We start from the raw sequence: 26,251 nt of genomic DNA on the forward strand, positions 1-26,251 counted from the left end.
GGCCAGCACTATCACCGATTATCTGACAGTCCCGCGCAACGCCCCCACCATCCCCTGCAATTTGGCCGGCTCCGCCGCTTCCACCGCCACTGCCGAACCCGCCACCAACGTCACCCGCGACCACAATCGCTTGAACAACCCCTTGTCCGGATCGCGGCTGAAGAAACTCCCCCACAACCCCTGCAACGCCAGCGGAATCACCGGCACCGGGGTTTCTTCGAGAATCCGCGTCAGGCCGCCCTTGAACTCGTTGATCTCGCCATCGGTGGTCAATTTGCCCTCGGGGAAAATGCACACCAGCTCACCGTCCTTCAGATACTGGGCAATCCGGGTGAAGGCCTTTTCGTAGATCTGGATGTCTTCGTTACGTCCGGCAATCGGAATCGTCCCCGCCGTGCGAAAGATAAAGTTCAGCACTGGCAGGTTGTAGATTTTGTAGTACATGACAAAGCGAATCGGCCGACGCACCGCGCCGCCAATCAGCAGTGCATCGACGAACGACACATGGTTGCACACCAACAGCGCCGCGCCCTCGTCCGGGATCGCCTCAAGGTTGCGGTGCTCGACGCGGTACATGGAATGGCTGAGCAGCCAGATCATGAAACGCATGCTGAACTCGGGGACGATCTTGAAGATGTAGGCGTTGACGCCGATGTTCAGCAGCGACACCACCAGGAACAGCTGCGGAATCGACAGTTTGACCACACTCAGCAACACGATCGAAACGATCGCCGAGACCACCATGAACAGAGCGTTGAGAATGTTGTTGGCGGCAATCACTCGCGCCCGCTCGTTCTCGGCGGTTCGCGACTGGATCAAGGCGTACAGCGGCACAATATAGAAACCGCCAAAAATGCCGAGGCCGAGAATGTCCACCAGCACCGCCCAGGTGTGCACAAAGCCCAGCACTTCAATCCAGCTGTGGCCGCTGACACTTTCCGGGATACCGCCGGAATGCCACCACAGCAGCAGGCCAAATACGGTCAGACCGAACGAGCCGAACGGCACCAGACCGATCTCGACCTTGCGCCCGGAGAGTTTCTCGCAAAGCATCGAACCCAGCGCAATGCCCACCGAGAACACGGTAAGAATCAGCGTCACCACAGTTTCATCGCCGTGCATCCATTCCTTGGCGTAGGCCGGGATCTGCGTCAGGTAAATCGCCCCGACAAACCAGAACCACGAGTTGCCGACAATCGAGCGCGACACCGCGGGCGTCTGGCCCAGACCGAGTTTCAGCGTGGCCCAGGACTGGCTGAAGATGTTCCAGTTCAGGCGCATTTCCGGCGAGGCCGCCGCCGCGCGCGGAATGCTGCGACTGGCGAGATATCCCAGCACCGCAATCCCGACAATCGCGGTCGAAACCAGCGGCGCGTAGTGCGTCGAGGACATGATGATCCCGGCGCCGATGGTCCCGGCGAGAATCGCCAGGAACGTGCCCATTTCCACCAGCCCGTTGCCGCCGACCAGTTCATCCTCACGCAGCGCTTGCGGCAGGATCGAATACTTCACCGGCCCGAACAACGCCGAATGGGTGCCCATGGCGAACAGCGCCACCAGCATCAGCGACAGGTGATCGAAAAGAAAACCGATCGATCCTACGGCCATGATCGCGATTTCCGCGAGTTTGATCAGACGAATCAGCGCGTCCTTGGCGAATTTTTCCCCGAACTGCCCGGCCAGCGCCGAAAACAGAAAGAACGGCAGGATAAACAACAGCGCACACAGGTTGACCCAGATCGAACGGTCACCTTCGATGGTCAGCCGATACAGAATGGCGAGGATCAGCGATTGCTTGAACACGTTGTCGTTGAACGCGCCCAGCGACTGTGTGATGAAAAACGGCAGAAAGCGCCGAGTGCGAAGCAGGTTGAACTGTGAGGGGTGACTCATCTTCCGTGTTTCCCTGAGGTCGGTAGAGAATGGCCTGGATCTGCTTATTGGAATCTCGATCGGCGATCCAGGCCACACCTTACCTAAACTTTTCAGGTTATTTCTTCAAACCTGCAATACATGGCGAGACAAACAACTCACCGCGCCACGCGCCTTGCACGGTGCGTTTACCGACGATCAGCCACATCACCGCCAGCAGGCTCACCAGCACACAGCCGACCACGCTGAAAAAACCGAGGTGCAGCGTGCTGGCAAGCTTGAGGGTTGCCAGCGAATAAACGCCCAGCGGGAAGGTGAAGCCCCACCAGCCAAGGTTGAACGGGATGCCGTCACGCAGGTAACGCGCGGTGATCAGCAGCGCCATCAACATCCACCACAAGCCGAAGCCCCACAGGGTGATGCCGGCGACCAGCCCCAGGCCCGCAGCGATTTCACCGATGCCGGGCAGGCCGTTGGCGGCGAAGATCGCCGGTGCATCAGCGCCCAGCAGCAACATGCCCAATGCGCCGGTGCCGATCGGGCCGAGGGCCAGCCAGCTCGAAGCGGCCATGTTTTCGTGGGGCAGTTTATGCAGCGCCATGCGCAGCAAAAGGATGGTCAGAATGCTGAACGCCACCGGCAGGGAAAATGCCCAGAGCACGTAGCTGGTGGTCAGCACCACCAGTTGCGCGTGGGCATCGGCCAGATGCGGCGCGAGCAAGCCGCCGCTGGCCGCTGCCACTTCTGCGGCCACCACTGGCAACAGCCAGACCGCCGTCATCTGATCGATGCTGTGTTCCTGGCGGGTAAACATCATGTAGGGGATCAACACACCACAGGCCAGCGACATGGCCACGTCGAGCCACCACAGCACCTCGGCAAGATGAATCACCCCCTCGCCCCAGCGTGGCAGGCCGAACAGCAGAAAGCCGTTGATGATGGTCGCCAAACCCATGGGAATGGTGCCGAAGAACATCGATACCGTGGAGTGACCGAAGATCCGCCGCGCTTCATCGAAGAATAAAATCCAGCGCACGGCATAGGCGAAGGTAAACAAGGTGAACAACAGAATGTTGAACAGCCACAAACCCTCGGCCACCGCGTGCAGCCCGGGAATCGCCACCGGCAGCTGAGCCAGCGCCAAAGCGAGTACGCCGGTGCCCATGGTCGCGGCGAACCAGTTCGGGGTGAATTGACGGATCACTTCACGCGGATGCTGAAGCTGACTGAACGGCTTGATGCCGGGTTTGGCTATGTTGGGGCAAGTCATCATGAACTCCTGTCCTCAGGTGAGGTTGAGTCCATGGTAGAACCGAATCGAATATCTATATAACGGGTAATTTCTCTATCTGTTATCTACTTTACAGATAAGCGTCTAGACACTGCCTTCGCTTTCAATCACCAGAATCCGCGCCGCACCCTGCGGATGCGCCACGTGCTCGGTGCCGACCGAGGCGTAGAAGATGTCACCGACCGCAAGCAGCACCTGCTTTACTTCACCTTGGTCGCGATAGTGCATCTGCACTTGACCATCGAGCACCACAAACACTTCCTCGCCGTCGTTGATGTGCCATTTATATGGCTGATCAGTCCAGTGCAGGCGCGTGGTGATGCCGTTCATGTTGGCGATGTCCAGCGCCCCCCAGGCACGCTCGGCGGTGAACGACTTGCTGCGGATAATCTTCATCTGTCGATCCGTGAAAAGAAGGGCCGGCCAAAGGTAACTGAAAGCCCGACGTTTATGGAGCGCTGCAAGCCTTGACCGTTTGCGGGCGCAGGCTGAGCAACAGCGCGGCGACGGCCAGGAAGATCAATCCGGCACCGTAGCCGTCAGTGGTCACCAGCAAACCGTAAGTGCGGGTAATGCCCAGCCAGCAACGCCGGCAAGCAGAACGCCAAATAACTGAGCGCGTAATACGCCGACATCAAACCGGCCCGTTCATGCGGCAGGGCCAACGGCACCAGGCTGCGCACCGCGCCGAGGAAACCCGAGCCAAAGCCGCAACCGGCGACCAGCGTACCGAGGAAAAACAGCGCCAGACTGGCACTGTGCACGCCAAGCAAAATCAGCAGCACGCCGACAGGCAGCAGACTGGCGCCGATTTGCAGGGCTTTGCCGGCGGGACGGTTGCGCAAAGTGAAGATCATCAGCGCCCCGGTCACGGTCAACGCCGAAACGGTGGCGCCGCCGATCAAGTTCGAAGTCGAACCGGTAGCAGTGCGCACCAGCGACGGCGCCAGCGAGGCAAAAAAGCCGCCGAGGGCCCAGGTTGCGGTGTTCAGCGGCAGCACACGCCACAAGGTCGAACGCGCCTGAACCGGCACATGCAAGGTCGGCCGCAGCGAAGCCCAGGCCCCGGCTTGTGGAGTGACGCTTTCCGGCAGACGCCAGACATACACCGCCTGCAACACAAACAGCGCCAGCAGCAGCCAGTACGTCAACTGCAACGGTGCCGGAGCGAATTCGGCCAGCAATCCACAGCCCATGCTGCCCAGCGCCATGCCGAGCAACGGAGCGACGCTGTTGATCAACGGCCCTTGCTGGCGATCGGTGTCGAGCAGTGTCGCGCTCAGAACAGCGGTGGCCATGCCGGTGGCAAAACCTTGCAGCACGCGGGCGCTGATCAGCCAGGCAACACTGTCGGCGCAGATAAACAGCAGCATTGCCAGCGCATTGAGCAGCACGGCAGTGAAAATCACCGGTTTGCGTCCCAGGTGATCGGACAGCGATCCGACCGTCAACAGCGCCGCCAGCAGACTCAGGGCATACACGCCGAAAATCAGGGTCAGCACCGCTGCCGAGAAGTGCAGTTGATCCTGATACAGCTGATACAACGGCGTCGGCGCCGTGGAAGCGGCGAGAAAACTGAGTAAGGTGATCGCCAGAAAAATCAGGCTGCCACGGTTGGAAGCAAGGCTGGTCATGGGCACACTCCGCAAAAGCTAATTTTTTGCTTTTGCGGAGTGTGCTCTCGGCTTTGGCTTAAAGCAAATTCTTTGTGTTAAGGTCTGACGCATGGCTATTAAAGAAGGTTTACGCCCCGGTGGCCGCAGTGCCCGGGTGCAAGAGTCGATTCATTCGGCAGTCCGCGCACTTCTGCAAGAACAGGAGCGCAGCACGGTGACCGTCCCGCAAATTGCGGCGCGCGCGGGGGTCACGCCGTCGACCATCTATCGACGCTGGGGTGATCTGGCGGCGCTGCTCGCCGACGTTGCCCTCGCCCGCATGCGCCCCGACAGCGAACCGGCGGTGACCGGTGACCTGCGCGGTGATATCCGCGCCTGGGCCGAACAGTATCTGGACGAAATGAGTTCGGAGCCTGGGCGCCACATGATGCGCGACGTGCAGGCCAGTGCCACGCCGGGTTATTGCGTGACGATCCTTGGCGCGCAGTTGCAGACCATCCTTGACCGCTACCCGGATGAGGCAGCGCCGAGCGTTGATCATTTGATCAATCTGGTGGTGGCGCCGGTGGTGTTCCGGATTCTGTTTTCGGCGGCGGCGCTGGAGGTGGATGAGCTGCATCATCTGATCGATATTGCGCTGCGTCAGGACTGACGCCTTCGCGAGCAAGCTCGCTCCCGCAGGGGATTGCATTCCAAATGTGGGAGCGAGCTTGCTCGCGAAGAGGCCTGACCAGTCACCTCAGAACCACCCGGTTTCAAACCTGCGACACCCCGCCACGCCACGACCTTGGTCGACACTGACTAACCGCCATACTCATGCGAGACTGTCCGCCCGGGCAGGACTGCCGGGGAGTCTTTTGTCGGGAGTGTTGCATGTCGTTGTCCACCGGGCTGATCGCCGCCGTCGCCCTGGCCTATATGGCCATCATGTTCGCCATCGCCTTCTACGGCGACCGACGCAGCACGCCGTTGCCGCCGCGGATGCGCGCGTGGGTGTACAGCCTGTCGCTGGCGGTTTATTGCACCAGTTGGACATTCTTCGGTGCGGTCGGTCAGGCGGCGGAACAGCTGTGGTCATTCCTGCCGATCTATCTCGGGCCGATCCTGTTGTTGCTGGGCGCGCCGTGGGTCCTGCAGAAAATGGTGATGATCAGCAAGCAGGAGAACATCACCTCGATTGCCGACTTCATCGCCGCGCGCTACGGCAAATCGCAATCGCTGGCGGTGGTGGTGGCGCTGATCTGTCTGGTCGGCGTCCTGCCCTATATCGCTCTGCAACTCAAAGGCATCGTGCTTGGCGTGAACCTGCTGATCGGCGCCGGTGCCGACGCCATGGGCACCCGCGCCCAGGACACCGCACTGATCGTGTCGCTGGTGCTGGCGCTGTTCACCATCGTCTTCGGTACGCGCAACCTCGATGCCACCGAGCACCACCGCGGCATGGTGCTGGCGATTGCGTTTGAATCGCTGGTCAAGCTGTTCGCCTTTCTCGCCGTTGGCGCGTTCGTGACCTACGGGCTGTACGACGGTTTTGACGACCTGTTCAATCAGGCGATGCTCGCACCACGGCTTGAGCAATACTGGAAAGAAACCATCAACTGGCCGTCGATGGTGGTGCAGACCGGGGTGGCGATGATGGCGATCATCTGCCTGCCGCGGCAGTTTCACGTCACCGTGGTGGAGAACATCGACCCGCAGGACCTGCGCCTGGCCAAGTGGGTGTTCCCGGCGTATCTGGCGCTGGCCGCGCTGTTCGTGGTGCCGATCGCCCTCGCCGGGCAGATGATGTTGCCGAGCCACGTACTGCCCGACTCGTTCGTGATCAGCCTGCCGCTGGCCCAGGCCCATCCGGCCTTGGCGCTGCTGGCATTCATCGGCGGTGCGTCGGCGGCCACCGGCATGGTGATCGTAGCCAGTGTGGCGCTGTCGACCATGGTTTCCAACGACATGCTCTTGCCGTGGCTATTGCGCCGCAACAACGCCGAGCGCCCGTTCGAAGTGTTCCGCCAGTGGATGCTCTCGGTGCGCCGGGTGAGCATCGTGCTGATTCTGTTGCTGGCCTACGTCAGTTACCGCTTGCTCGGCTCCACCGCAAGCCTCGCAACCATCGGCCAGATCGCCTTCGCCGCCGTCACCCAACTGGCCCCGGCGATGCTCGGCGCGCTGTACTGGAAACAGGCCAACCGCCGTGGGGTGTTCGCCGGTCTGGCCGCCGGTACGTTCCTCTGGTTCTACACGCTGATCCTGCCGATTGCCGCCCACAGCCTCGGCTGGTCGCTGAGCACGTTTCCCGGTCTGGCATGGCTGCACAGCAATCCGCTGAACCTGCCGATCACGCCGCTGACCCAAGGCGTGGTGCTGTCGCTGGCGGGCAACTTCACGTTGTTCGCCTGGGTCTCGGTGCTGTCGCGCACGCGGGTCTCGGAACACTGGCAGGCCGGACGTTTCATCGGTCAGGAAATCAGTGCCCGGCCGAGTGCGCGTTCGATGCTGGCGGTGCAGATCGATGACTTGCTGCAACTGGCGGCACGCTTTGTCGGTGAAGAACGTGCGCGGCAGAGCTTCATTCGGTTCGCCTACCGCCAGGGCAAAAGCTTCAATCCTAACCAGAATGCCGATGGCGAATGGATCGCCCACACCGAACGCTTGCTGGCCGGTGTGCTCGGCGCTTCGTCGACGCGCGCGGTAGTGAAAGCTGCGATTGAAGGTCGGGAAATGCAGCTGGAGGACGTGGTCCGTATCGCTGACGAAGCCTCGGAAGTCCTGCAGTTCAACCGCGCCCTGCTGCAAGGCGCGATCGAAAACATCACCCAGGGCATCAGCGTGGTCGACCAGTCGCTGAAACTGGTGGCCTGGAACCGCCGCTATCTGGAGCTGTTCAACTACCCGGACGGTTTGATCAGCGTCGGCCGACCGATTGCCGACATCATTCGCTACAACGCCGAACGTGGCCTGTGCGGCCCCGGTGAGGCAGAAGTCCACGTCGCCCGGCGTCTGCACTGGATGCGTCAGGGCCGCGCACATACGTCCGAACGCCTGTTCCCCAATGGCCGGGTGATCGAGCTGATCGGCAACCCGATGCCCGGCGGCGGTTTCGTCATGAGTTTCACCGACATCACCGCGTTCCGCGAAGCCGAGCAGGCGCTGACCGAGGCCAATGAGGGGCTGGAGCAACGGGTCAGCGAGCGTACGCAGGAGTTGTCACAGCTCAACGTCGCGCTGACCGAAGCCAAGGGCCATGCCGAGGCCGCCAACCAGTCGAAAACCCGCTTCCTCGCCGCCGTCAGCCATGACCTGATGCAGCCGTTGAACGCCGCTCGGCTGTTCTCTGCCGCCCTCTCACATCAGGACGACGGCTTGAGCAGCGAGGCGCAGAAACTGGTGCAACACCTCGACAGCTCGCTGCGTTCGGCAGAAGACCTGATCAGCGATTTGCTGGACATTTCCCGCCTGGAAAACGGCAAGATCAACCCTGAGCGCAAACCGTTTGCCCTTAACGAACTGTTCGATACCCTCGGCGCCGAATTCAAGGCGCTGGCCCAGGAACAGGGTCTGACCTTCCGCGTGCGCGGCAGCCGTTTGCGCATCGACAGCGACATCAAGCTGCTGCGACGGATTCTGCAGAATTTCCTGACCAATGCCTTTCGCTACGCCAAGGGCCCGGTGCTGCTGGGCGTACGTCGGCGCGATGGCGAGCTGAGCCTGGAAGTGTGGGATCGCGGGCCGGGGATTCCGGAAGACAAACAACAAGTGATTTTCGAGGAATTCAAACGCCTCGACAGCCATCAGACCCGCGCCGAAAAAGGCCTCGGGCTGGGCCTGGCGATTGCCGACGGTTTATGTCGCGTGCTCGGCCATACCCTGCGCGTACGTTCGTGGCCGGGGCGCGGCAGCGTGTTCAGTGTCAGTGTGCCGCTGGCCCGGGCGCAGTCGGTGCCGACGAATGCTGCGGTGGAGTTGAACGGCAAGCTGCTCAGCGGTGCGCAGGTGCTGTGCATCGACAACGAAGACAGCATTTTGATTGGCATGAACAGCCTGCTGACCCGCTGGGGCTGTCAGGTGTGGACCGCGCGCAATCGTGAGGAATGTGCGGCGTTGCTGAACGAGGGCGTGCGGCCGCAACTGGCATTGGTCGACTATCACCTCGACCATGGCGACACGGGAACCGAGCTGATGGCGTGGTTGCGCACCACACTGGGTGAGCCAGTGCCGGGGGTGGTGATCAGCGCCGATGGCCGGCCGGAGACGGTGGCGCAGGTGCATGCGGCGGGGCTGGATTATCTGGCCAAACCGGTGAAACCGGCGGCGTTGCGGGCGTTGTTGAGTCGGTATGTGCCGCTGTAACAATCCCCCTCTGTGGCGAGGGAGCTTGCTCCCGCTCGACTGCGCAGCAGTCGCGAAACGGTGAATCAGGCCATTCGGGGATTCAGACTCAAGGGGTGCTTCGCCCCCCAGCGGGAGCAAGCTTCCTCGCCACAGAATCGAGTTTATTCCGGCAGTTCGACGAGGCCATCGACATCGGTCATCGCCCGCTCCAGCAGATCCGCCGGCAGACTCTTGCTGGCCCGCGCGCCGAGCAGTTTGAGCTGCTCGCTGCGGCTGACCAGGTTGCCGCGTCCTTCCGTGAGTTTGTTGCGCGCCGAGCTGTAGGCCTTGTCCAGTTGTTGCAGGCGATTGCCGACTTCGTCCAGATCCTGAATGAACAGCACGAACTTGTCGTACAGCCACCCGGCCCGCTCGGCGATTTCCCGGGCGTTCTGGCTCTGCCGCTCCTGCTTCCACAGGCTGTCGATCACCCGTAACGTTGCCAGCAACGTAGTCGGACTGACGATCACGATGTTGCGGTCGAATGCTTCCTGAAACAGCGAAGGCTCAGCCTGCAATGCGGCGGAAAACGCCGCTTCGATCGGCACGAACAGCAAGACGAAATCGAGGCTATGAAGGCCCTCCAGACGCTTGTAATCCTTGCCGGCGAGGCCTTTGACGTGGCTGCGCAGCGACAGCACGTGCTGCTTGATCGCGATCTGGCCGAGGGTGTCGTCTTCGGCGGCAACGTACTGCTGATATGCCGTGAGGCTGACCTTGGAGTCGACCACCACCTGCTTGTCGCCCGGCAGATAAATGATCACGTCCGGCTGGAAGCGCTCGCCGTCCGGCCCCTTGAGGTTGACCTGAGTCTGGTACTCGCGGCCCTTCTCCAGACCGGCGTGTTCCAACACCCGCTCAAGAATCAGCTCACCCCAGTTGCCCTGGGTCTTCTGGCCTTTGAGGGCGCGGGTCAGGTTGGTCGCCTCATCACTCAGGCGCAGGTTAAGCGCTTGCAGGCGCTCCAGCTCCTTGGCCAGCGAGAAGCGCTCGCGGGCTTCGGCCTGATAGCTTTCTTCCACACGTTTTTCGAAGGACTGGATGCGTTCCTTCAGCGGATCGAGCAACTGACCGAGGCGCTGTTGACTGGTCTCGGCAAAGCGCTGTTCACGCTCATCGAAGATCTTCCCCGCCAGCTCGGCGAACTGCGCGCGCAGCTCGTCGCGCGAGCCTTGCAGGTCGTTGAGACGTTGTTGATGGCTTTCCTGTTGCTCGCGCAGTTCGGCATTGAGTGACGCAGCCTGGGCGTCGAGGCGACGCAATTCGGCTTCCTTGTTGGCGCGCTCGATGTTCCACGCGTGGGAAGCGTCGCGGGCGTCATCGCGCTCGATCTGCAGCAGCTCGACTTCGCGGCGCAGGGCGGCAAGCTCAGCCTGTTTGGCGGCATTGGCCTGGCCGAGGTCGACGATTTCATCGCGGCCGGCCTCCAGCTGAGCGTTGAGCCCGTCCTGCGCCAGTTGCGCCATGGCCAGGCGCTCTTCGAGCAAGGCGACCTCGGCTTGCCGATCACTGGCCCGCCGTTGCAGTTGCCAGGCCAGCGCCAGCAGCGGCAATCCCGCGCCCGCCAGACCCAGCAACACGCTGGTCAAGTCCATAGCCATAGCCACTCCTGCCGATTCGATAAAGCCTGAAGGTTAACCAAGGCGTGGGGCGTTGGACAGCTCAGTCTTCGAGCAGACCGAGTTCCCGTTGTGCACGCCGGTCGCCGGCGCGGGCGGCCTGGCGCAGCAGATCCTGCCCGATGCGCCGATCACGGGCATTGCCGCACTCGCGGCACATCAATTGGCCGAGACGACTTTGCGCGGCGACCACGCCTTCGCGCGCCGGTTGCTTGAGCAGACGCCCCGCCAGATGCTTGGCATTACGGCTATCGCCCAGGCGCGGGCTGTCGAGCAGCCATTCGGCCACACGCACGGAAAATCGCTTGGGAGGGGTAACACGAGGGTGTTCGGAGGTAACAGAGTCTGATACTGAGCGAAACTTCATAAAACACTGTGGGACAGATCGGAAGGCGCGCCACTCTACTCTCTTTTTCGTACAGGTAAAGTCGAAAAAAACCCGGCACGCCCGTCCTAGAGCAAGCGCTAGGGACAATCCACAGAAGCTGTGGATAACTCAGTGGACAACCGCTCCCGAACCTCCGCAAAGCCTTGTGGAATGGGGCTCGCAGTCAAACTGACGATTTTTTCACCAACAAAAAAAGACGATATTTTTCATTGACTTAAACTTTTGATACAGGCAGCCATCGGGGTCAGGATTGATATGACAGCAAGGTTACCGTCTGCGCAACTAATGTGCACAAGTACCTGTTACCCGGTTATATCGATGCGCTTTTTTGGCCCGTTTTGCGCTTCGGACTGGGGATAAGCGGGTTGGCGCTGGGCATGGCTGCACGCTTTTGTGGCGATCGGCGGTTGATCAGGGTGATCCCTTCGCGAGCAGGACACCACCTCAATGCCTGGCGACTCACGAAATCTTTTTTACGACGGCGTTTGCATTGCCCAGGACGTTCCGTTACTATCCGCGGCGTTAGTACCAAGCTGAAAGTCAATTCCGGTCGAACACATCCCCACGGTCAACCTTCTTCCCAGAAGCCCTTCACCGAAAAAAGCGGGAACGACCCCTCGATGGTTTCCAGGTAAATCTTGCGCCGACACTGCCTTTGAATGAATGCAAAGGGTGTTGCGAAGAGCACTTACTCTGACCGAACCAACCTGCAAATTGATCAGGATCTTCACCCCGGGCCCAGAACCTTTGCCCTCGATGTGTTGCCTGTCCTCCTAAGTACCTACCTGCCAGCCCAAGCGCGCCAACTTATCAGCGCTTCAAACTGGCTGCTTTGTTCCAGTCGGGTTCTTTGTTCGACCAATGGTGGTCGACATTACTGGAACGTTTTAACGTTGCACGGTTCTTATCCGTGTCATTTGTAGGAACACCTAATAACTATGTCTACTCAAATCCAGACTCAGGATGCCATTCGCACCCTAACCAACGCTTTTGCCCCAATGAACTGCCTGATCATGGCCGCTCGCAAAGGCTGCTTCAGCTTCACCGTGGTCAATGAACACGGGATCGCCCGCCACAGCGAGCGTCTGTACCCTGATCAGTACTCCAGCGCCGAACCGCTGCAGGCCATTATTGATCGTACGCGTCAGGCCTTGATTGCTTGAGAGCCGAAAAGGCTGCAAAAGCAAAAGCCCCGCACACAATGCGGGGTTTTTTATTGCCCGATATTTCGCTTTTAGCCCTTCACGCCTAAGCACCTTCGGATATAACGCTTATCGCTCGCTGGCGGAAATATTTTAAAAACAGGCCTTTACGTCGCGAATATGACACTACACTTCAACTCAAGCGGTTTGATCCGCTTCCGGCGAGCCTGAGTCGAATCACCGCTGCCAAAGCCCTTCAGGTTTCGCCGCCCCATTACAAGAATCGAGGGCATTATGGGTATCGCTGCCAGCGAACTGTGTCGCTACGTGATCCGTCCCACACTGATTTATCTGGGACGTCACTGCGCAACCGCCGAATCCCTGCTGCTGGGGATAGCGGCCAGTCAGTCCGCCCTCGGTTCCGCCTTGCATGACCGCCGTGGCCACGGCCTCTACCGGATTGCCGAGCACCGCCACCAGGCCCTTTGGGATCACTATCTGGCACTCGATCCGGAGCGTGCCAGCCTGGTTCGCGGCCTCGCCAGCCAACATGCTTTTTTGAGCGGCCCGCACCTGGAATTGACCGTCAACCTGCGTTACGCCACCGCCATCGCCTGGCTGCTGGTAGAAGAACAACACACCCCCCTCCCCGCCCCGGACGATCTGCTGGGCATGGCGCGAATCTGGCGTCAGACCTTCCAGCCGCAAGGTCGTCTGCGCGACTTCACCTACGCCTGGCAAACTTGTGTTTCACCGGTGAATCAGGTCGCGTGTTGACTGGCGAGTTTTAGAAGATCGCTCAACAGGTCGCGAATCTGGTCGGATTGTCCTACAAAACCGCTCTAACTCAAGCCATAGGGACTATAGCGCTGGGACGAAAATGTTGGTAATTTTCGCCCCGGTGATCACCAGGAGTTCTAATAATGAAAAAAGTCATGCTCAAAACCACCCTTAGCCTCGCCGTTACCATGGCATCCACCCAGATCTTCGCAGCTGGCTTTGCCATCAACGAACACAGCATCAGCGGGATGGGCACTGGTTACGCTGGGCGATCCTCTTCTGCCGACGACGCAAGCACTGTTTATGGCAACCCTGCCGGCATGTCGCGCATCACGCGCGAACAAGTCACCGGCGGTGTTGCATTTCTCGATGCCAAGACCGATATCAGCGACGCCAGCTCCAGCCCTAACGGCGGCAGCAACAAAGGCGACATGGTACCCTTCACCTCCGTACCTATGGGCTTCTACGTCAAACCGATCGATGAGCATTGGGCATTCGGCCTCGGCGTATACGTGCCGTTCGGCCTGATTACCGACTACGAAAAAGGCTTTGCCGGCCGTTACTTCGGCAGCAAATCCGAAGTACAAGTCATCACCTTCCAGCCGACTGTCAGCTACAAGTTCAACGACGTGGTGTCGATCGGCTTCGGTCCGACCATCAACCGCATCGACGGCACGCTGGAATCCAACCTGTCGATCACTCAGGCTGCGCCGGATGGCAAGGTCAAGATTAAGGGTGACGACACCGCACTGGGTTACAACATCGGCGTGCTGGTACAGGCCACTGACACCACTCGTCTGGGTCTGACCTATCACTCGAAAGTCGATTACAAGCTCGAAGGCAACACCAAGGTCAACTACGGCGTATTGGGCGCCGTCGGCCTGGGCGCCCAGCAGAAGTACGACGCTTCGCTGAAGATCACCACCCCTGAATCCGTGGACTTCTCGGTCACTCAGGCGATCAACGACCGCTGGAACGTTTACGCCGGTAGCACCTGGACCCGCTGGAGCCAGCTGGAAAAGATCACCGTCAAGAACTCCGGCGTGCAGCCGCTGCTGGCCGGTCAGTTCGGCGAGATCACCGAAGACCAGAACTGGCACGACTCCTGGGCTTACGCCGTGGGTACTTCGTACCAGTTGAACAAGGAATGGGTACTGCGTACCGGTCTGACCTTCGACCAGTCGCCGACCAACAACGTCGACCGTTCGCCACGCATCCCGACTGGCGACCGCACGATCTTCAGCATCGGTGCCGGCTGGAGCCCGACCGACGACCTGACCATCGACGTCGCTTACTCGTACCTGAAGGAAGAGTCGGTCAAGGTCCACAACCAGAACGATCGTGGCCAGACCTACGACGCCAAGTATGAAAACTCGGCGAACGGCTTCGGTGTCGGCGCGACCTATCGCTTCTGATGCTGCATGGCGAGGCTGAACCCTCGCCCACAAGAAAGCCCCGCTCTCTCTACAAGAAAGCGGGGCTTTTTTGTTCTCGCATGATCGCCACTGTAGGAGTTGCGTCAGGGTTTGAGGGGTTTTGAAGCGATGGCCTTCTCGACTGCCGCAATAAACTCCGGATCATCCGGCTTGGTCAGGCTGGAGAAGTTGGCGATTACCTTGCCCTGCCGGTCGATCACGTACTTGTAGAAATTCCACTTCGGCGCACTGCTCTGTTCGGCCAGCACCTTGAACAGATGAGTAGCGTCGTCGCCACGAACTTTCTGCGGCTCGGTCATGGTGAAGGTCACGCCGTAATTGGCGTAGCAGACCTTGGCAGTTTCGGCGCTGTCCTTGGACTCCTGCTTGAAGTCATTGGACGGCACGCCGAGCATTTCCAGGCCTTGCGCCTTGTAATGCTGATTGAGCGCTTCGAGGCCCTCGAACTGTGGGGCGAAGCCACAGAAACTGGCGGTATTGACCACCACCAGCGGTTTGCCGGCGTAGCGCTGGCACAGATCGACGGATTCCTTGGCGCGCAACTTCGGCAGCGAGCCTTGCAGCGCCTCCGGACAGTCAGCCGCCTGGGCCAGTCCGGTCAACGCCATCAGCAACGCGGGTACAGCACACCAGCGCATGAACATGTCGGGGCATCCTTGAGCAGTCATCAGACCCCGACGTTACTCGCCCTCCAAGCCTACAGGCAAGCGCCCAGGCCCAACTGCATCAACGCCAGGCCGCCCTGATGCCAGCCCCACCACACCAGCGCCAGCAACAGCGCGCCGAGTGCGGTGATGGCGATTCGCGGCCAGGAGCGCTTCATGCGGCGCCGACAGCCGGCTGCAGACGCGCCACCGGACGCTCGCGCACCGGCCAGTTCAGCGCGGCCGCCAGCAGGCTCAAAAGAATCGCCACTTGCCAGATCAAGTCATAACTCCCGGTTCGGTCATACACCACCCCGCCCAGCCAGCCGCCAAGGAACGAACCGAGCTGATGAAAAAGGAACACGATCCCGCCGAGCATGGACAGGTTGCGCACGCCAAACAAGGTCGCCACCGTGCCGTTGGTCAACGGCACCGTCGACAGCCAGAGGAAGCCCATGGCCATGCCGAACAAGTACGCCGAGGTCGTCGTCACCGGCAGCCACAGGAACAGCACGATCACCACCGCACGCAGCAGGTACAACGCGGTCAGCAGACGCGGCTTGGACATGCGCCCGCCGAGCCAGCCGGCGGTGTAAGTGCCGAAGATATTGAACAGCCCGATCAGCGCCAGCACCGTGGTCCCGACGGTTGCCGGCAGATGCTGATCGACCAGATAAGCCGGCAGATGCACACCGATGAACACCACCTGAAAGCCGCAGACAAAGAAGCCGAACGCCAGCAGCCAGAACCCCGAGTGCGAACAGGCTTCGCGCAGGGCTTCGGACAGGGTCTGCTCGTGGCCCAGCACCGGCAGCGGCTTGTCCTTGAGCATGCTCACCAGCGGCACGATCAGCGCCACCAGCAATCCGAGTACCAACAGCGCCGCCGACCAGCCGAGCCAGCCGATCAAACCCAGCGTGCCCGGCAACATCGCAAACTGGCCAAATGAGCCGGCGGCACTGGCGATGCCCATGCCCATGCTGCGTTTTTCCGGCGGTACGGCACGGCCAACCACACCGAGAATCACCGAGAACGAAGTGCCGGAGAGACCGATGCCGATCAACAGACCGGCACTCAGCGACAGGGTCAGCGCCGAATCGGACAGCCCCATGCACACCAGGCCCGCGGCATACAGCACGCCGCCGACCAGCACCACTTTCGCCGCCCCGAAACGGTCAGCCAGCGCGCCAGTGAACGGCTGCGCCAGGCCCCAGATCAGGTTCTGCAAGGCGATGGCGAAGGCGAACACTTCACGCCCCCAGCCGAACTGGGCGCTCATCGGCGACAGGAACAGTCCGAAGCCGTGCCGCACGCCCAACGACAACGCCAGAATCAGCGCACTCCCCAGCAACACCCAACCGCACGTACGCCACATCGAACTCATTGTTATTCTCCAGTCGCGGGTATATACCCGCTTAGATTCGGAAAAAACCGGCCCTCAGGCCAGTTCATCCAATAGCCGCAGCAAGGTTTCACGCTTCTCGGCACCCAGTCGGTCGATCAACCGCTGTTGCGCCGCTTCCCAGGCCGGCAGGGCCGCTGCCAGGCGTTGTGCGCCGGTTTCGGTGAGCCGGACGATGCGGTTGCGCATGTCTTCGCCTTCGGCCAGCGCCACGAGACCTTCGCCTTCCAGCACCCGCAGATTGCGTCCGAGGGTGCTGCGATCCAGCCCCATGGCCTCGGCCAGTTCGGAAATGCTCGGCTGATCCAGACGCTGCAGGTTGCACAGCAGAGAATACTGGGCAACGTTGATCCCGAAGCCGTCGAGAGCGCCGTCGTAATGCCTGCTGACGCCACGCGCGGCGCGACGCAGGTTGGTGCACAAACACTGAGAAGGAAGCATGATGCGTGTATATACCCGCGACTGTGTTAAATCAAGTTACATGTAGTTATTCAAGAACATTTCCGGCGCCTGACGGGCCACCTTCGCGAGCAAGCTCGCTCCCACATTTGGAATACATTCCCCTGTGGGAGCGAGCTTGCTCGCGAAGGGGCCAGCACGGTTACATATATGGCTCAGACCAACACCACCCCAACCAGCACTGCCATCTCCAGCAATTCCAGCAACGCCCCCGCCGTATCACCCGTGGTCCCGCCCAACCGCCGCATCATCACGTGCCGTAGCCAGACAAACCCGACGAACGCGACAACCAGCGCAAAAATCGCTTTCATCCCGGCGATCAGCAAGCAGGTCAGCGCACTCGCCCCAAGCACCCACCAGCCGGCTCTGCGCGGCAGATGATCAGCCAACGCCTGCCCCAGCCCACCCGCCCGCACATACGGCGTGGTCAGAAACAGCCCCAGCAGCGCCGCCCGCCCCAACAACGGCACGATGATCAACATCACTGCATGCCCCTGCTCGATCAGCGCCAGCAACGCGCAGAACTTCAGCAGCAGCACCAACACCAGCGTCACCACCGCAATCGGCCCGCTGCGCGGATCCTTCATGATGGTCAGCGTGCGCTCGCGATCACCGAAACCACCGAGCCAGGCGTCGGCGCTGTCGGCCAGACCATCGAGGTGCAGCGCGCCGCTGAGCAGCACCCACACCGTCAGCAACAGCGCCGCCTGCAGCAACAATGGCGCGCCCGCCAACGCCAGATTGAATGCCCAGAGGATCACCCCGAACAGCAACCCCACCAGCGGATAAAACAGCAGCGAACGGCCGAGCTGAACAGGTTCGGGCATCCCCGGCAGGCGAATCGGCAAGCTGCTGAGAAATTGCAGGGCGATCCACAATGGCAGCATCTCAGTGATCTTCCTTGAGCGAACCATCGGCTTCAACGGTCAGGGAAAACAATGAAGCATGCGCGACTTCGACATTGAGCAACTGCTCACGCGGCAGGCCACGCGCCTGCGCCAGCAAGAGGCGCATCACGCCGCCGTGACTGATCAGTAGAACGCGCTCACCGGCATGGGCCTGATGCAACCGCGTAACCGCGCCCAGCACACGTTCAGCAAAATCGCTGACCGGCTCACCCTGCGGCGGCGTGAAGGCAAATGGATCGGCCCAGAACAGCCCCAGCGCCTCGGCATCGGTCTCCATCAGTGCCGCCGCGCTTTGCCCTTCCCAGGCGCCGAAATGCAGTTCTTGCAGATCCTTGTCCAAATGAACCGGCAGATTCAGTTGCTCACCCAGTTCGGCGGCAAACCGCGCACAACGCTGCAGCGGCGAACTGATCAAGCGATCCCACGGCCCGCCGGCAACCACGGCGGCACGCATCTGCGCCCAACCTCTTTCGGTGAGCGCATCATCGAGACTGCCGCGCAAACCGCCGCCCAGCTCAGTCTCGCCATGGCGCAGCAGGTCCAGACGCAGCGTCATGCCGGACGATCCGCCACCGCGGCTTCGGCGAACGTCGCCATCTGCCCGTGCAGGTCACAGGCCAGACGCAACAACGGCACGGCCAACGCCGCCCCGCTGCCCTCGCCCAAGCGTAAACCGAGCTCCAACAACGGTTCGGCGTTGAGGGTTTCCAGCACATGGCGATGGCCCGGCTCGGCACCACGATGACCGAACAGCAGCCACTCGCGACAGGCCGGATTCAGCCGTACCGCCACCAACGCGGCGACCGTGCAGATAAAGCCGTCGACCAGCACCGCGACGCCTTCCTGGGCACAGGCCAGGTACGCGCCGACCAGCGCAGCGATTTCAAAACCACCGAGGTTGAACAGGGTTTGCAGCGCATCGCCGCGCTGTGCCGCGTGCAGCGCCAGTGCGCGCTCGATCACTTGTGCTTTATGGCTGACGCCTTCGGCGTTCAACCCGGTGCCGGGACCGGTCAGATGCGCCACCGGGCAGTCGAGCAAGGCACACGCCAGCGCACTGGCGGCAGTGGTGTTGCCGATGCCCATTTCGCCGCCGATGAACAACTGCGCGCCAGCCGCTTTGGCGCGCAGCACGCTGTCGCGACCGGCCTGCAACGCGAGTTCGCCCTGTGCCTGGGTCATCGCCGCGCCCTTGGCGAAATTCGCCGTGCCCGGGCCGATGTTCAGATGACGCACGCCCGGCAGGTTCAACGATGGCGTCACCGTGCCCAGATCGACCACTTCCAGCTGTGCATTGAGCTGGCGCGCCAGCACGCTGATTGCCGCACCGCCGCTGACGAAGTTGAGCAGCATCTGCCCGGTGACTTCCTGCGGGAACGCCGAAACGCCTTCCGCGACCACGCCATGATCACCGGCAAAAATCGCGATCCAGACCTGCTCAAGCATCGGCTTGATCTGCCCCTGCAATCCGGCCAGTTGCACCGCCACGCTTTCGAGGTGGCCGAGGGAGCCGGCCGGTTTGGTGAGTTGCTGTTGGCGCGCCGCCGCTTGTTCAACGATCCCGGCATTTACGGATTGGCACGGGTTCAACCACCAGGCTTGAGTCATAACGCAGGTCCTTTCAGGGTCAGGGGCAGGCCGGCGACAGTCAGGACGACTCGCTGACAACGCTCGGCCAGAGCTTGATGCAGCCAACCGGCTTCATCGACGTAGCGGCGAGTCAATTCGCCCAGCGGCACGACACCCATTCCGGTCTCGTTGCTGACAAAAATGATTTCTCCCGGCAGGGACGCCAGGCAGTCCAGCAGGGCTTCACGCTCGGCGGCGAGACGCGCGGCGTCATCGAGCATCAGCAGATTGGTCAGCCACAGGGTCAGGCAATCCACCAGCAGGCAACGCTCGGCACTGGCGTTCTCGCGCAGGACACGGGCCAGCTCCAGCGGCTCTTCGATCAGCGCCCATTCGGCCGGACGCCGGGCACGGTGATGGGCGACGCGCGCGTTCATTTCGCCGTCCAGCGGTTGGCTGGTGGCGATGTAAGTGACCGCCAATTGGCTGTAGCTGGCGAGTTTTTCTGCCAGACGACTTTTGCCGGAGCGGGCGCCGCCGAGGATCAGTTGGAGCATTTTTTTATCCAGAAAAAGTTTAGTGAGATCACCGGCCCCTTCGCGGGCAAGCCCGCTCCCACAGGGTTCAGCTGTGTTCACAAAATATGTATCCGACATCGAACCCTGTGGGAGCTGGCTTGCCAGCGATGGGGCCTGGACAGGCCGCTCAAATCCCGCAGAGCTGACGCAGCAGCCCGGTATCCAGATGCTGCTCCACCAGATCCGCCAACCGTTCGATATCGCGCTCGCGCAAGCCGTGGTAATCCACCTCCTGCACGTCGCTCAACCCGGCCCAACGCAGCAACGCGGCACTGGCCTGCGGCGATTCGAACACGCCATGCAGATAGGTGCCGAACACCTGCCCGTCCAGACTCTGCGCGCCGTCGCAACGACCGTCATCCAGATGCACCGCCGCATTCTCCAGCGCCGCCCCCGCCGTCACGCCCGCATGGATTTCATAACCACTGACCTCAGCGTTTTCCAGCGCCAGATGCCCGCGGACATTGCGCAATTGCTTCTCGGCTTCCAGCGTGGTTTCGAACGCCAGCAAACCGAGGCCGGCACTCGAACCCGGCGCGCCTTCCAGACCCAGCGGATCATGCACCTGCTCGCCGAGCATTTGCAGCCCGCCGCAGATCCCCAGCAATTTGCCGCCATAGCGCAGGTGCCGATTGATCGCCGTGTCCCAGCCATTGGCACGCAGATACGCGAGGTCGCTGCGCACGCTTTTCGAGCCGGGCAGGATGATCAGGTCGGCGGCAGGAATCGCCTGCCCCGGGCCGATGAATTGCAGATCGACCTGCGGATGCAAGCGCAGCGGATCGAAGTCCGTGTGGTTGCTGATGCGCGGCAGCACCGGCACCACCACTTTCAGCACCTGCTCGGCCTTGTCGGTCTGGCGCTGGTCGATGCCGTCCTCGGCTTCCAGGTGCAGATCCATCACGTACGGCAGCACACCGACCACCGGTTTGCCGGTGCGCTGCTCCAGCCAGTCGAGGCCCGGTTGCAGCAAGGCGATGTCACCGCGAAAGCGGTTGATGATGAAGCCCTTGACCCGCGCCTGTTCGCTCGGCGACAGCAACTCAAGGGTGCCGACCAGATGCGCAAACACCCCGCCGCGATTAATGTCGGCAATCAGCAGCACCGGGCAATCCACCGCCTCGGCAAAGCCCATGTTGGCGATGTCCCCGGCACGCAGGTTGATCTCGGCCGGCGAGCCAGCGCCTTCGACCATCACCAGCGGATACGCCGCGCTCAGCCGCTCATGCGAGGCCAGCACCGCTTGCATGGCAATGGCTTTGTAGTCGTGATACGCCACGGCATTCATGCTGGTGACCGCGCGGCCATGGATGATCACCTGCGCGCCGGTGTCGCTGTTGGGCTTGAGCAACACCGGGTTCATGTCGGTGTGCGGTTCGAGATGCGCGGCTTGTGCCTGCACCGCTTGTGCCCGGCCGATCTCGCCGCCGTCGGCGGTCACCGCGCTGTTGAGCGCCATGTTCTGCGGTTTGAACGGCACCACCGCGACGCCCTGACGGGTGGCCCAGCGGCACAGCGCCGTCACCAGCGTGCTTTTACCGGCGTCGGACGTGGTGCCCTGAACCATCAAGGTTGTCATTGGGTTTCCTTGGCGAAAGCTTGCAGCGCTTGTTCGAGACGCGCTTCTTCAGCGGCGTTGGCAGGCAGGCCGAAACGCAGGCTGCTGTTGTGGGTGAAGATGCGCAGGAGGATCCCGCGTCGGGCCATGAATTCGTGCAGCGCCGCCGCGTGTTCGGTGATCAGCCACTGAAACAGCGCGCAACCACCGTGGGGTTTGAAGCCGTAGTGCTCCAGCAACAGCGCCAGGCGTTCGCTGGCCTCGTCGCTGCGAATACGTTGCCGGGTATGCGCTTCGGTGTCTTGCAGGCAGGCCTGACCGAGCACCCGCGTCGGCCCGCTGACCGCCCATGGCCCGACCTGCTCCGCGAGCAATCTGAGCAACTTGCGCTCGGCCAGCACAAAGCCCAGCCGCACGCCGGCCAGACCGAAAAACTTGCCGAACGAACGCAGCACAATCAATCCGATCTGGTGGGCATGCGGCGCCAGACTCAGCTGCGGCGTGTTGTCCATGAACGCTTCATCGACCACCAGCCAGCCGCCGCGCTGGGCCAGCCGCGCGTGCCAGTCGAGCAGTCGCGCCGGGGTCAGGCTCAGGCCAGTGGGGTTGTTCGGGTTGACCACCACCAGCACGTCGAGGCTGTCGAGAAAGAATTCGACTTCCTGCTCCAGCACTTCGCGCACGATGTAACCGCTGCGCCGCCAGGCTTCGGCGTGCTCGGCATAACACGGCGACAACACCCCGACCTTGCCGGCGCGACGCAAACGCGGCAGCAACTGGATCGCCATCTGCGAACCGGCCACCGGCAGCACCTGCGAAGCGCCGTAGTAATCACACGCGGCCTGTTCCAGCCCGTCGTCGGTTTCCGGCAAACGTGCCCAGGCGCGCAACGGAATTTCCGGCACCGTAAACGGCCACGGCGCGAGGCCGCTGGACAGGTCGAGCCAGTCGGCCTCAGCGATGCCGTAATCGAGTGCAGCCTTGCGCAGCCGGCCACCGTGCTCAAGCATAGAATTCAGCCCCCACGCAGAGAATCAGCAGCCATAACCATACCCCGCGCTGGACCAATTGCCAGCCGCAATCAATCGAATCGGCATCCGCCGGCGGACCTTCGCCCAGTCGCGGACGCTCATGCAGTTCGCCGTGATAGATCGCCGGGCCGCCCAGTTCGACATTCAACGCACCGGCACCCGCCGCCATCACCGGACCGGCGTTGGGGCTGTCCCATTGCGGGCCCTGGCTGCGCCAGCATTTCCAGGCCAGCCGGGTGTTGCCCAGCAGCGCATAGGTCAGCGCCACCAAACGCGCCGGAATGTAGTTGAGCACGTCGTCGATCTTTGCCGCGCACCAGCCGAAGCGCTCGAAGCGTTCGTTGCGATAGCCCCACATCGCGTCGAGGGTATTGCTCAGGCGATAGAGCACCACGCCCGGCGCACCGGCCACGACAAACCAGAACAGCGCGGCGAACACCGCGTCACTGCCGTTCTCCAGCACCGATTCGGTGGCGGCACGGGCGACGGCGGTGCTGTCCAGTTCGCTGGTCTGGCGGCTGACCAGATAGCCAACACGCTTGCGCGCTTCTTCCAGATCATCGGCGCGCAAGGCGGCGGCTACCGGCGCGACATGCTCACCGAGGCTGCGCATGCCGAGGGCGCAATACAACGCAAGGATCTCGACGATCCAGCCCACGTACGGCGCCCAGGAAAACGCGGTGGCGAGCAAGGTCAGCGGCAGCACCGCGATCACCCACGCGGTGACCCCGTGACTGCGCCAGCCGCGCCCGCCCGCATTGAAACGGCGCTCGATGCGCCCGGCAAAATTGCCGAACGCCACCAGCGGATGCCAGCGTTTCGGTTCACCCAGCAGCGCATCCAGCGCGACCGCGGCGACACTCAACAACGCCACACTCATTGATTCACTCCCCAATAGTTTTCGTACAGCAACTCATTGAGCGGCTGCGCCTGCGCCCACCCTTCGAGTACCAGCATCGGCGCCGGATAGAATGCCTTGACCGGCCCCAGGCACAACACCGCCAACGGCTTGGCCCCGGCCGGCAGTTGCAGCAGATCGGCCAGCGCCTGTGGTTCGAACAACGACACCCAGCCCATGCCCAGTCCTTCGGCACGGGACGCCAGCCACAAATTCTGGATCGCGCAGGACAGCGAGGCCATGTCCATTTCCGGCAGCGTACGACGACCGAAAATGTGTTTTTCGCGATCGTCCATCAGCGCTGCGACCAGCACTTCGGCGCAATCATTGATGCCTTCGACCTTGAGCTTCATGAACTCATCGCTGCGCTCGCCGAGGGCCTCGGCGGTGCGGATGCGCTCTTCTTCGACGAGGTGCTGAATCTGCCCGCGCAAGGTGCGATCGCTGATGCGGATGAAGCGCCACGGCTGCATCAGGCCGACGCTGGGCGCCTGATGTGCCGCTTCAAGCAGACGGCGCAGCAGCTCCGGTTCGACCGTGCCGCCGGTGAAGTGGCGCATGTCGCGGCGTTCGGCGATGGCTTTATAGATCGCTGTGCGCTCGGCCTCGGAATAGGCGTTGTCGGTCATGGCCTCTTCGCGAGCAAGCTCGCTCCCACAGGGGTTAGGTGATCCAATGTGGGAGCGAGCTTGCTCGCGAAGGCGGCCTCGAGATCTGGCGCTAACAATGCAGCAATCGCCGTCGGATTCGACGGAAAGTAGAAATGCACGTAAGACGCGGTCATCCGCCCTTCCCGATAAACCGCCTCCGCCCCGCGCCCGCCATTGGGGCTGATGCCCCGGGCAATCGGGGTCAGTTCGGTGCTGGTCAGGGAGTGGTGATAGGTGTGCCCACGCAGCGAACCCTCCGGCAGATCCACCGCTTGCAGTGCCAGTGCCGCCAGACGTTTTTGCATCACCGCCTCACCGCGCAGCAGGCCGACCAGTTCGGCGCGGGTGCCGTCGACATCGGTCAACGCGTCGAGCAGATAGAGCATGCCGCCGCACTCGGCGAGCAACGGTTTGCCGGCGGTGTGGTGCGCACGAATCGCATCGAGCATTGCGGTGTTTTGCGATAACGCGACGTGGTGCAATTCCGGATAACCACCGGGCAGATACAGGCTATCGGCGTCGGGCAGTTGCGTATCGCGGATCGGCGAAAAGAAGCTCAACTCGGCGCCCATCGCCCGCAACAGATCGAGGCTGGCGCCGTAGGTGAAGGCAAAGGCTTCGTCGCGAGCGACGGCGATGCGCACGCCGTCGAGCAACGGCTCGGCAGGGATCACTTCGGGCGCGGCGAATGCCACGGCCGGTGGCAGCGCTACCTCGCAACTGCTGGCCAGTGCTTCGGCGGCGGCGTCGAGGCGCAGGTCGAGGTCATTCAGTTCACTGGCCTGCACCAGACCGAGATGGCGGCTCGGCAACTCGATCCCGGTTTCCCGGGATAGCGCGCCGTACCAGCGCAGACCTTCGGTGAGGCTGCCTTCAAGCAGTTGCGCATGACGCAAGGTGCCGACGCGGTTGGCCAGCACGCCGGCAAACGGCAGGTCCGGCTGGTACTTCGCCAAACCCAGTGCCAGGGCGCCAAAGGTCTGGGCCATGGCGGTGCCGTCGATCACACCGAGCACCGGCACGCCGAAATGCCGCGCCAGATCAGCGCTCGATGGTGTGCCGTCGAAAAGGCCCATCACGCCTTCGATCAGGATCAGATCGGCTTCGGCGGCGGCTTCCCACAACAGCCGGCGGCTTTCCTGCTCGCCGACCATCCACATGTCCAGTTGATACACCGGCGCACCGCTGGCGCGCTCGAGAATCATCGGGTCGAGGAAGTCCGGGCCGCACTTGAACACGCGCACCTTGCGCCCCTGATTGCGGTGCAAGCGCGCGAGCGCGGCGGTGACGGTGGTCTTGCCCTGACCGGAGGCCGGCGCGGCGATCAGTACCGCCGGGCAGTGACGTGGTTGATTCAAAGTTCGACGCCTTTCTGCGCTTTGATGCCGGCCTGGAAGGCGTGTTTGAGCATGCCCATTTCGGTGACGGTATCGCCCATCTCGATCATTTCCGGCTTGGCCGCGCGACCGGTGACGATCACGTGCTGCATCGGCGGACGCGCCTGCAAATCGCTGAGCACCTGATCCAGATCGAGGTAGCCGTGTTTGAGGGCGATGTTCAGCTCATCCAGCACCACCAGGCCGATCGACGGATCACGCAGCAGCTCGCGGGATACGGCCCACGCGGCTTCGGCGGCGGCGATGTCACGCTGGCGATCCTGGGTTTCCCAGGTGAAGCCCTCGCCCATCACGTGAAAACGCACTTGCTCAGGGAAACGGCGGAAGAACAGCTCCTCGCCAGTGCTGTTGCGGCCCTTGATGAACTGCACCACGCCGCACTGCATGCCGTGGCCCATGGCGCGAGCAAGCATGCCGAACGCCGAGCTGCTTTTGCCTTTGCCATTGCCGGTCAACACCAGCACCAGGCCGCACTCGTCAGGGGAATTGGCGATGCGTTCGTCGATCACGGCTTTTTTGCGCTGCATACGCGCCAGATGGCGTTCGTCGCGCTCGGGGGAATCGGTCATGAGGGGAGCTCTCCGTTGAGGCTGGATAACGGCGGGCAGGCACAAGAATAGACGGCAAAAAGCCTGGCATCGCCCACCG

General features: G+C 62.0%; 24 protein-coding genes and 1 pseudogene. 5 read left to right on the forward strand and 20 right to left on the reverse strand.

Translation table 11 applies throughout. The annotated features are described in order from the left end of the window. Positions 1-18 precede the first annotated feature (18 nt). From PMI25_RS10795 to PMI25_RS10810, 4 genes and pseudogenes are all read right to left on the reverse strand, one after another. Positions 19-1,893, reverse strand: coding sequence for an MFS transporter (locus tag PMI25_RS10795; protein ID WP_007962926.1), 1,875 nt, complete (start codon positions 1,891-1,893; stop codon positions 19-21). Between the two features lie 97 nt (positions 1,894-1,990). Then, complete coding sequence (locus PMI25_RS10800; protein WP_007962924.1) at positions 1,991-3,142, reverse strand: TDT family transporter; 1,152 nt, start codon at positions 3,140-3,142, stop codon at positions 1,991-1,993. Positions 3,143-3,247: 105 nt separating this feature from the next. Continuing rightward, positions 3,248-3,559: a cupin domain-containing protein gene (locus tag PMI25_RS10805; protein WP_007962922.1), complete on the reverse strand. Its 312-nt coding sequence runs from the start codon at positions 3,557-3,559 to the stop codon at positions 3,248-3,250. A gap of 52 nt (positions 3,560-3,611) precedes the next feature. Then, positions 3,612-4,797: pseudogene (locus PMI25_RS10810) on the reverse strand (MFS transporter). Positions 4,798-4,888: 91 nt separating this feature from the next. Here PMI25_RS10810 and PMI25_RS10815 point away from each other — a divergent pair. Together PMI25_RS10815 and PMI25_RS10820 are read left to right on the forward strand one after the other, a co-directional pair. Next, on the forward strand, positions 4,889-5,431 hold the full coding sequence (locus PMI25_RS10815) for a TetR/AcrR family transcriptional regulator (RefSeq protein ID WP_007962919.1): 543 nt from the start codon (positions 4,889-4,891) through the stop codon (positions 5,429-5,431). A gap of 221 nt (positions 5,432-5,652) precedes the next feature. After that, the gene (locus PMI25_RS10820; RefSeq protein WP_007962918.1) at positions 5,653-9,123 is read left to right on the forward strand and encodes a hybrid sensor histidine kinase/response regulator; all 3,471 of its coding nucleotides are present in this window, start codon (positions 5,653-5,655) and stop codon (positions 9,121-9,123) included. A gap of 143 nt (positions 9,124-9,266) precedes the next feature. Here the strand turns inward: PMI25_RS10820 and rmuC are convergent, their stop codons facing one another. Both rmuC and PMI25_RS10830 read right to left on the reverse strand, forming a co-directional pair. Continuing rightward, a complete protein-coding gene (gene rmuC, locus PMI25_RS10825) occupies positions 9,267-10,631 on the reverse strand; it encodes a DNA recombination protein RmuC (protein WP_177325716.1) in 1,365 nt (454 codons plus the stop codon). 175 nt (positions 10,632-10,806) lie between these two features. Further along, positions 10,807-11,130, reverse strand: coding sequence for a sel1 repeat family protein (locus tag PMI25_RS10830; protein WP_081730279.1), 324 nt, complete (start codon positions 11,128-11,130; stop codon positions 10,807-10,809). A gap of 959 nt (positions 11,131-12,089) precedes the next feature. Here PMI25_RS10830 and PMI25_RS10835 point away from each other — a divergent pair. The 3 genes from PMI25_RS10835 to PMI25_RS10845 all read left to right on the forward strand — a co-directional run bounded on the left by PMI25_RS10835 (position 12,090) and on the right by PMI25_RS10845 (position 14,488). Next, on the forward strand, positions 12,090-12,314 hold the full coding sequence (locus tag PMI25_RS10835) for a hypothetical protein (protein WP_007962908.1): 225 nt from the start codon (positions 12,090-12,092) through the stop codon (positions 12,312-12,314). Positions 12,315-12,587: 273 nt separating this feature from the next. Further along, positions 12,588-13,070, forward strand: a complete 483-nt coding sequence (locus PMI25_RS10840) for a hypothetical protein (RefSeq protein WP_007962906.1) — start codon at positions 12,588-12,590, stop codon at positions 13,068-13,070. Between the two features lie 146 nt (positions 13,071-13,216). Then, positions 13,217-14,488: an OmpP1/FadL family transporter gene (locus tag PMI25_RS10845; protein WP_007962905.1), complete on the forward strand. Its 1,272-nt coding sequence runs from the start codon at positions 13,217-13,219 to the stop codon at positions 14,486-14,488. A 104-nt stretch (positions 14,489-14,592) separates the two neighbouring features. Here the strand turns inward: PMI25_RS10845 and PMI25_RS10850 are convergent, their stop codons facing one another. The 14 genes from PMI25_RS10850 to cobO form a co-directional block, all read right to left on the reverse strand. Then, positions 14,593-15,153 (reverse strand): glutathione peroxidase, encoded by a 561-nt coding sequence (locus PMI25_RS10850; RefSeq protein WP_007962902.1) that lies wholly within the window; start codon positions 15,151-15,153, stop codon positions 14,593-14,595. Between the two features lie 53 nt (positions 15,154-15,206). Next, on the reverse strand, positions 15,207-15,332 hold the full coding sequence (locus PMI25_RS29770; protein ID WP_007962901.1) for a hypothetical protein: 126 nt from the start codon (positions 15,330-15,332) through the stop codon (positions 15,207-15,209). Further along, the gene (locus PMI25_RS10855; RefSeq protein WP_007962900.1) at positions 15,329-16,537 is read right to left on the reverse strand and encodes an MFS transporter; all 1,209 of its coding nucleotides are present in this window, start codon (positions 16,535-16,537) and stop codon (positions 15,329-15,331) included. The genes PMI25_RS29770 and PMI25_RS10855 overlap by 4 nt, the downstream gene beginning before the upstream one ends. Positions 16,538-16,591: 54 nt before the next feature. Continuing rightward, a complete protein-coding gene (locus PMI25_RS10860) occupies positions 16,592-16,996 on the reverse strand; it encodes a MarR family winged helix-turn-helix transcriptional regulator (protein WP_007950413.1) in 405 nt (134 codons plus the stop codon). 173 nt (positions 16,997-17,169) lie between these two features. Continuing rightward, complete coding sequence (locus PMI25_RS10865) at positions 17,170-17,901, reverse strand: adenosylcobinamide-GDP ribazoletransferase (RefSeq protein ID WP_007962899.1); 732 nt, start codon at positions 17,899-17,901, stop codon at positions 17,170-17,172. Between the two features lies 1 nt (position 17,902). Then, positions 17,903-18,478: an alpha-ribazole phosphatase family protein gene (gene cobC / locus PMI25_RS10870; protein ID WP_007962898.1), complete on the reverse strand. Its 576-nt coding sequence runs from the start codon at positions 18,476-18,478 to the stop codon at positions 17,903-17,905. After that, on the reverse strand, positions 18,475-19,530 hold the full coding sequence (gene cobT, locus PMI25_RS10875; RefSeq protein ID WP_007962896.1) for a nicotinate-nucleotide--dimethylbenzimidazole phosphoribosyltransferase: 1,056 nt from the start codon (positions 19,528-19,530) through the stop codon (positions 18,475-18,477). The genes cobC and cobT overlap by 4 nt, the downstream gene beginning before the upstream one ends. Next, positions 19,527-20,048, reverse strand: a complete 522-nt coding sequence (gene cobU / locus PMI25_RS10880; protein ID WP_007962894.1) for a bifunctional adenosylcobinamide kinase/adenosylcobinamide-phosphate guanylyltransferase — start codon at positions 20,046-20,048, stop codon at positions 19,527-19,529. The genes cobT and cobU overlap by 4 nt, the downstream gene beginning before the upstream one ends. A gap of 148 nt (positions 20,049-20,196) precedes the next feature. After that, positions 20,197-21,648 (reverse strand): cobyric acid synthase, encoded by a 1,452-nt coding sequence (locus PMI25_RS10885; protein ID WP_007962893.1) that lies wholly within the window; start codon positions 21,646-21,648, stop codon positions 20,197-20,199. Beyond that, entirely contained in the window at positions 21,645-22,637 is a 993-nt protein-coding gene (cobD, locus tag PMI25_RS10890; protein WP_007962892.1) for a threonine-phosphate decarboxylase CobD, read from the reverse strand. Before cobD ends, PMI25_RS10885 begins: the two co-directional genes overlap by 4 nt. Next, complete coding sequence (cbiB, locus tag PMI25_RS10895; protein WP_007962891.1) at positions 22,630-23,538, reverse strand: adenosylcobinamide-phosphate synthase CbiB; 909 nt, start codon at positions 23,536-23,538, stop codon at positions 22,630-22,632. Before cbiB ends, cobD begins: the two co-directional genes overlap by 8 nt. Continuing rightward, positions 23,535-24,185 (reverse strand): 5,6-dimethylbenzimidazole synthase, encoded by a 651-nt coding sequence (bluB, locus tag PMI25_RS10900; protein WP_007962890.1) that lies wholly within the window; start codon positions 24,183-24,185, stop codon positions 23,535-23,537. Before bluB ends, cbiB begins: the two co-directional genes overlap by 4 nt. Further along, positions 24,182-25,564 carry a cobyrinate a,c-diamide synthase gene (locus tag PMI25_RS10905; RefSeq protein ID WP_007962889.1) on the reverse strand — a complete coding sequence of 461 codons (1,383 nt, stop codon included), beginning with the start codon at positions 25,562-25,564 and terminating at the stop codon, positions 24,182-24,184. Before PMI25_RS10905 ends, bluB begins: the two co-directional genes overlap by 4 nt. Further along, positions 25,561-26,172 carry a cob(I)yrinic acid a,c-diamide adenosyltransferase gene (gene cobO / locus PMI25_RS10910; RefSeq protein WP_003223053.1) on the reverse strand — a complete coding sequence of 204 codons (612 nt, stop codon included), beginning with the start codon at positions 26,170-26,172 and terminating at the stop codon, positions 25,561-25,563. The genes PMI25_RS10905 and cobO overlap by 4 nt, the downstream gene beginning before the upstream one ends. Between the last annotated feature and the right edge of the window lie 79 nt (positions 26,173-26,251).

This window comes from Pseudomonas sp. GM30, from assembly GCF_000282275.2.
Classification (GTDB): Bacteria; Pseudomonadota; Gammaproteobacteria; order Pseudomonadales; family Pseudomonadaceae; genus Aquipseudomonas.

What these genes read in the sequence shown, in the direction of transcription:
- cobC (WP_007962898.1), bottom strand. Translation starts at nt 18,478, where the DNA reads ATGACGCTGCGTCTGGACCTGCTGCGCCATGGCGAGACTGAGCTGGGC.
- cobU (WP_007962894.1), bottom strand. Translation starts at nt 20,048, where the DNA reads ATGCTCCAACTGATCCTCGGCGGCGCCCGCTCCGGCAAAAGTCGTCTG.
- PMI25_RS10860 (WP_007950413.1), bottom strand. Translation starts at nt 16,996, where the DNA reads ATGCTTCCTTCTCAGTGTTTGTGCACCAACCTGCGTCGCGCCGCGCGT.
- cbiB (WP_007962891.1), bottom strand. Translation starts at nt 23,538, where the DNA reads ATGAGTGTGGCGTTGTTGAGTGTCGCCGCGGTCGCGCTGGATGCGCTG.
- PMI25_RS10830 (WP_081730279.1), bottom strand. Translation starts at nt 11,130, where the DNA reads ATGAAGTTTCGCTCAGTATCAGACTCTGTTACCTCCGAACACCCTCGT.
- cobO (WP_003223053.1), bottom strand. Translation starts at nt 26,172, where the DNA reads ATGACCGATTCCCCCGAGCGCGACGAACGCCATCTGGCGCGTATGCAG.
- cobT (WP_007962896.1), bottom strand. Translation starts at nt 19,530, where the DNA reads ATGACTCAAGCCTGGTGGTTGAACCCGTGCCAATCCGTAAATGCCGGG.
- PMI25_RS10795 (WP_007962926.1), bottom strand. Translation starts at nt 1,893, where the DNA reads ATGAGTCACCCCTCACAGTTCAACCTGCTTCGCACTCGGCGCTTTCTG.
- PMI25_RS10815 (WP_007962919.1), top strand. Translation starts at nt 4,889, where the DNA reads ATGGCTATTAAAGAAGGTTTACGCCCCGGTGGCCGCAGTGCCCGGGTG.
- bluB (WP_007962890.1), bottom strand. Translation starts at nt 24,185, where the DNA reads ATGACCGACAACGCCTATTCCGAGGCCGAGCGCACAGCGATCTATAAA.
- PMI25_RS29770 (WP_007962901.1), bottom strand. Translation starts at nt 15,332, where the DNA reads ATGAAGCGCTCCTGGCCGCGAATCGCCATCACCGCACTCGGCGCGCTG.
- PMI25_RS10865 (WP_007962899.1), bottom strand. Translation starts at nt 17,901, where the DNA reads ATGCTGCCATTGTGGATCGCCCTGCAATTTCTCAGCAGCTTGCCGATT.
- PMI25_RS10835 (WP_007962908.1), top strand. Translation starts at nt 12,090, where the DNA reads ATGTCTACTCAAATCCAGACTCAGGATGCCATTCGCACCCTAACCAAC.
- PMI25_RS10840 (WP_007962906.1), top strand. Translation starts at nt 12,588, where the DNA reads ATGGGTATCGCTGCCAGCGAACTGTGTCGCTACGTGATCCGTCCCACA.
- PMI25_RS10850 (WP_007962902.1), bottom strand. Translation starts at nt 15,153, where the DNA reads ATGTTCATGCGCTGGTGTGCTGTACCCGCGTTGCTGATGGCGTTGACC.
- PMI25_RS10805 (WP_007962922.1), bottom strand. Translation starts at nt 3,559, where the DNA reads ATGAAGATTATCCGCAGCAAGTCGTTCACCGCCGAGCGTGCCTGGGGG.
- PMI25_RS10820 (WP_007962918.1), top strand. Translation starts at nt 5,653, where the DNA reads ATGTCGTTGTCCACCGGGCTGATCGCCGCCGTCGCCCTGGCCTATATG.
- PMI25_RS10885 (WP_007962893.1), bottom strand. Translation starts at nt 21,648, where the DNA reads ATGACAACCTTGATGGTTCAGGGCACCACGTCCGACGCCGGTAAAAGC.
- PMI25_RS10855 (WP_007962900.1), bottom strand. Translation starts at nt 16,537, where the DNA reads ATGAGTTCGATGTGGCGTACGTGCGGTTGGGTGTTGCTGGGGAGTGCG.
- PMI25_RS10800 (WP_007962924.1), bottom strand. Translation starts at nt 3,142, where the DNA reads ATGACTTGCCCCAACATAGCCAAACCCGGCATCAAGCCGTTCAGTCAG.
- PMI25_RS10845 (WP_007962905.1), top strand. Translation starts at nt 13,217, where the DNA reads ATGAAAAAAGTCATGCTCAAAACCACCCTTAGCCTCGCCGTTACCATG.
- cobD (WP_007962892.1), bottom strand. Translation starts at nt 22,637, where the DNA reads ATGCTTGAGCACGGTGGCCGGCTGCGCAAGGCTGCACTCGATTACGGC.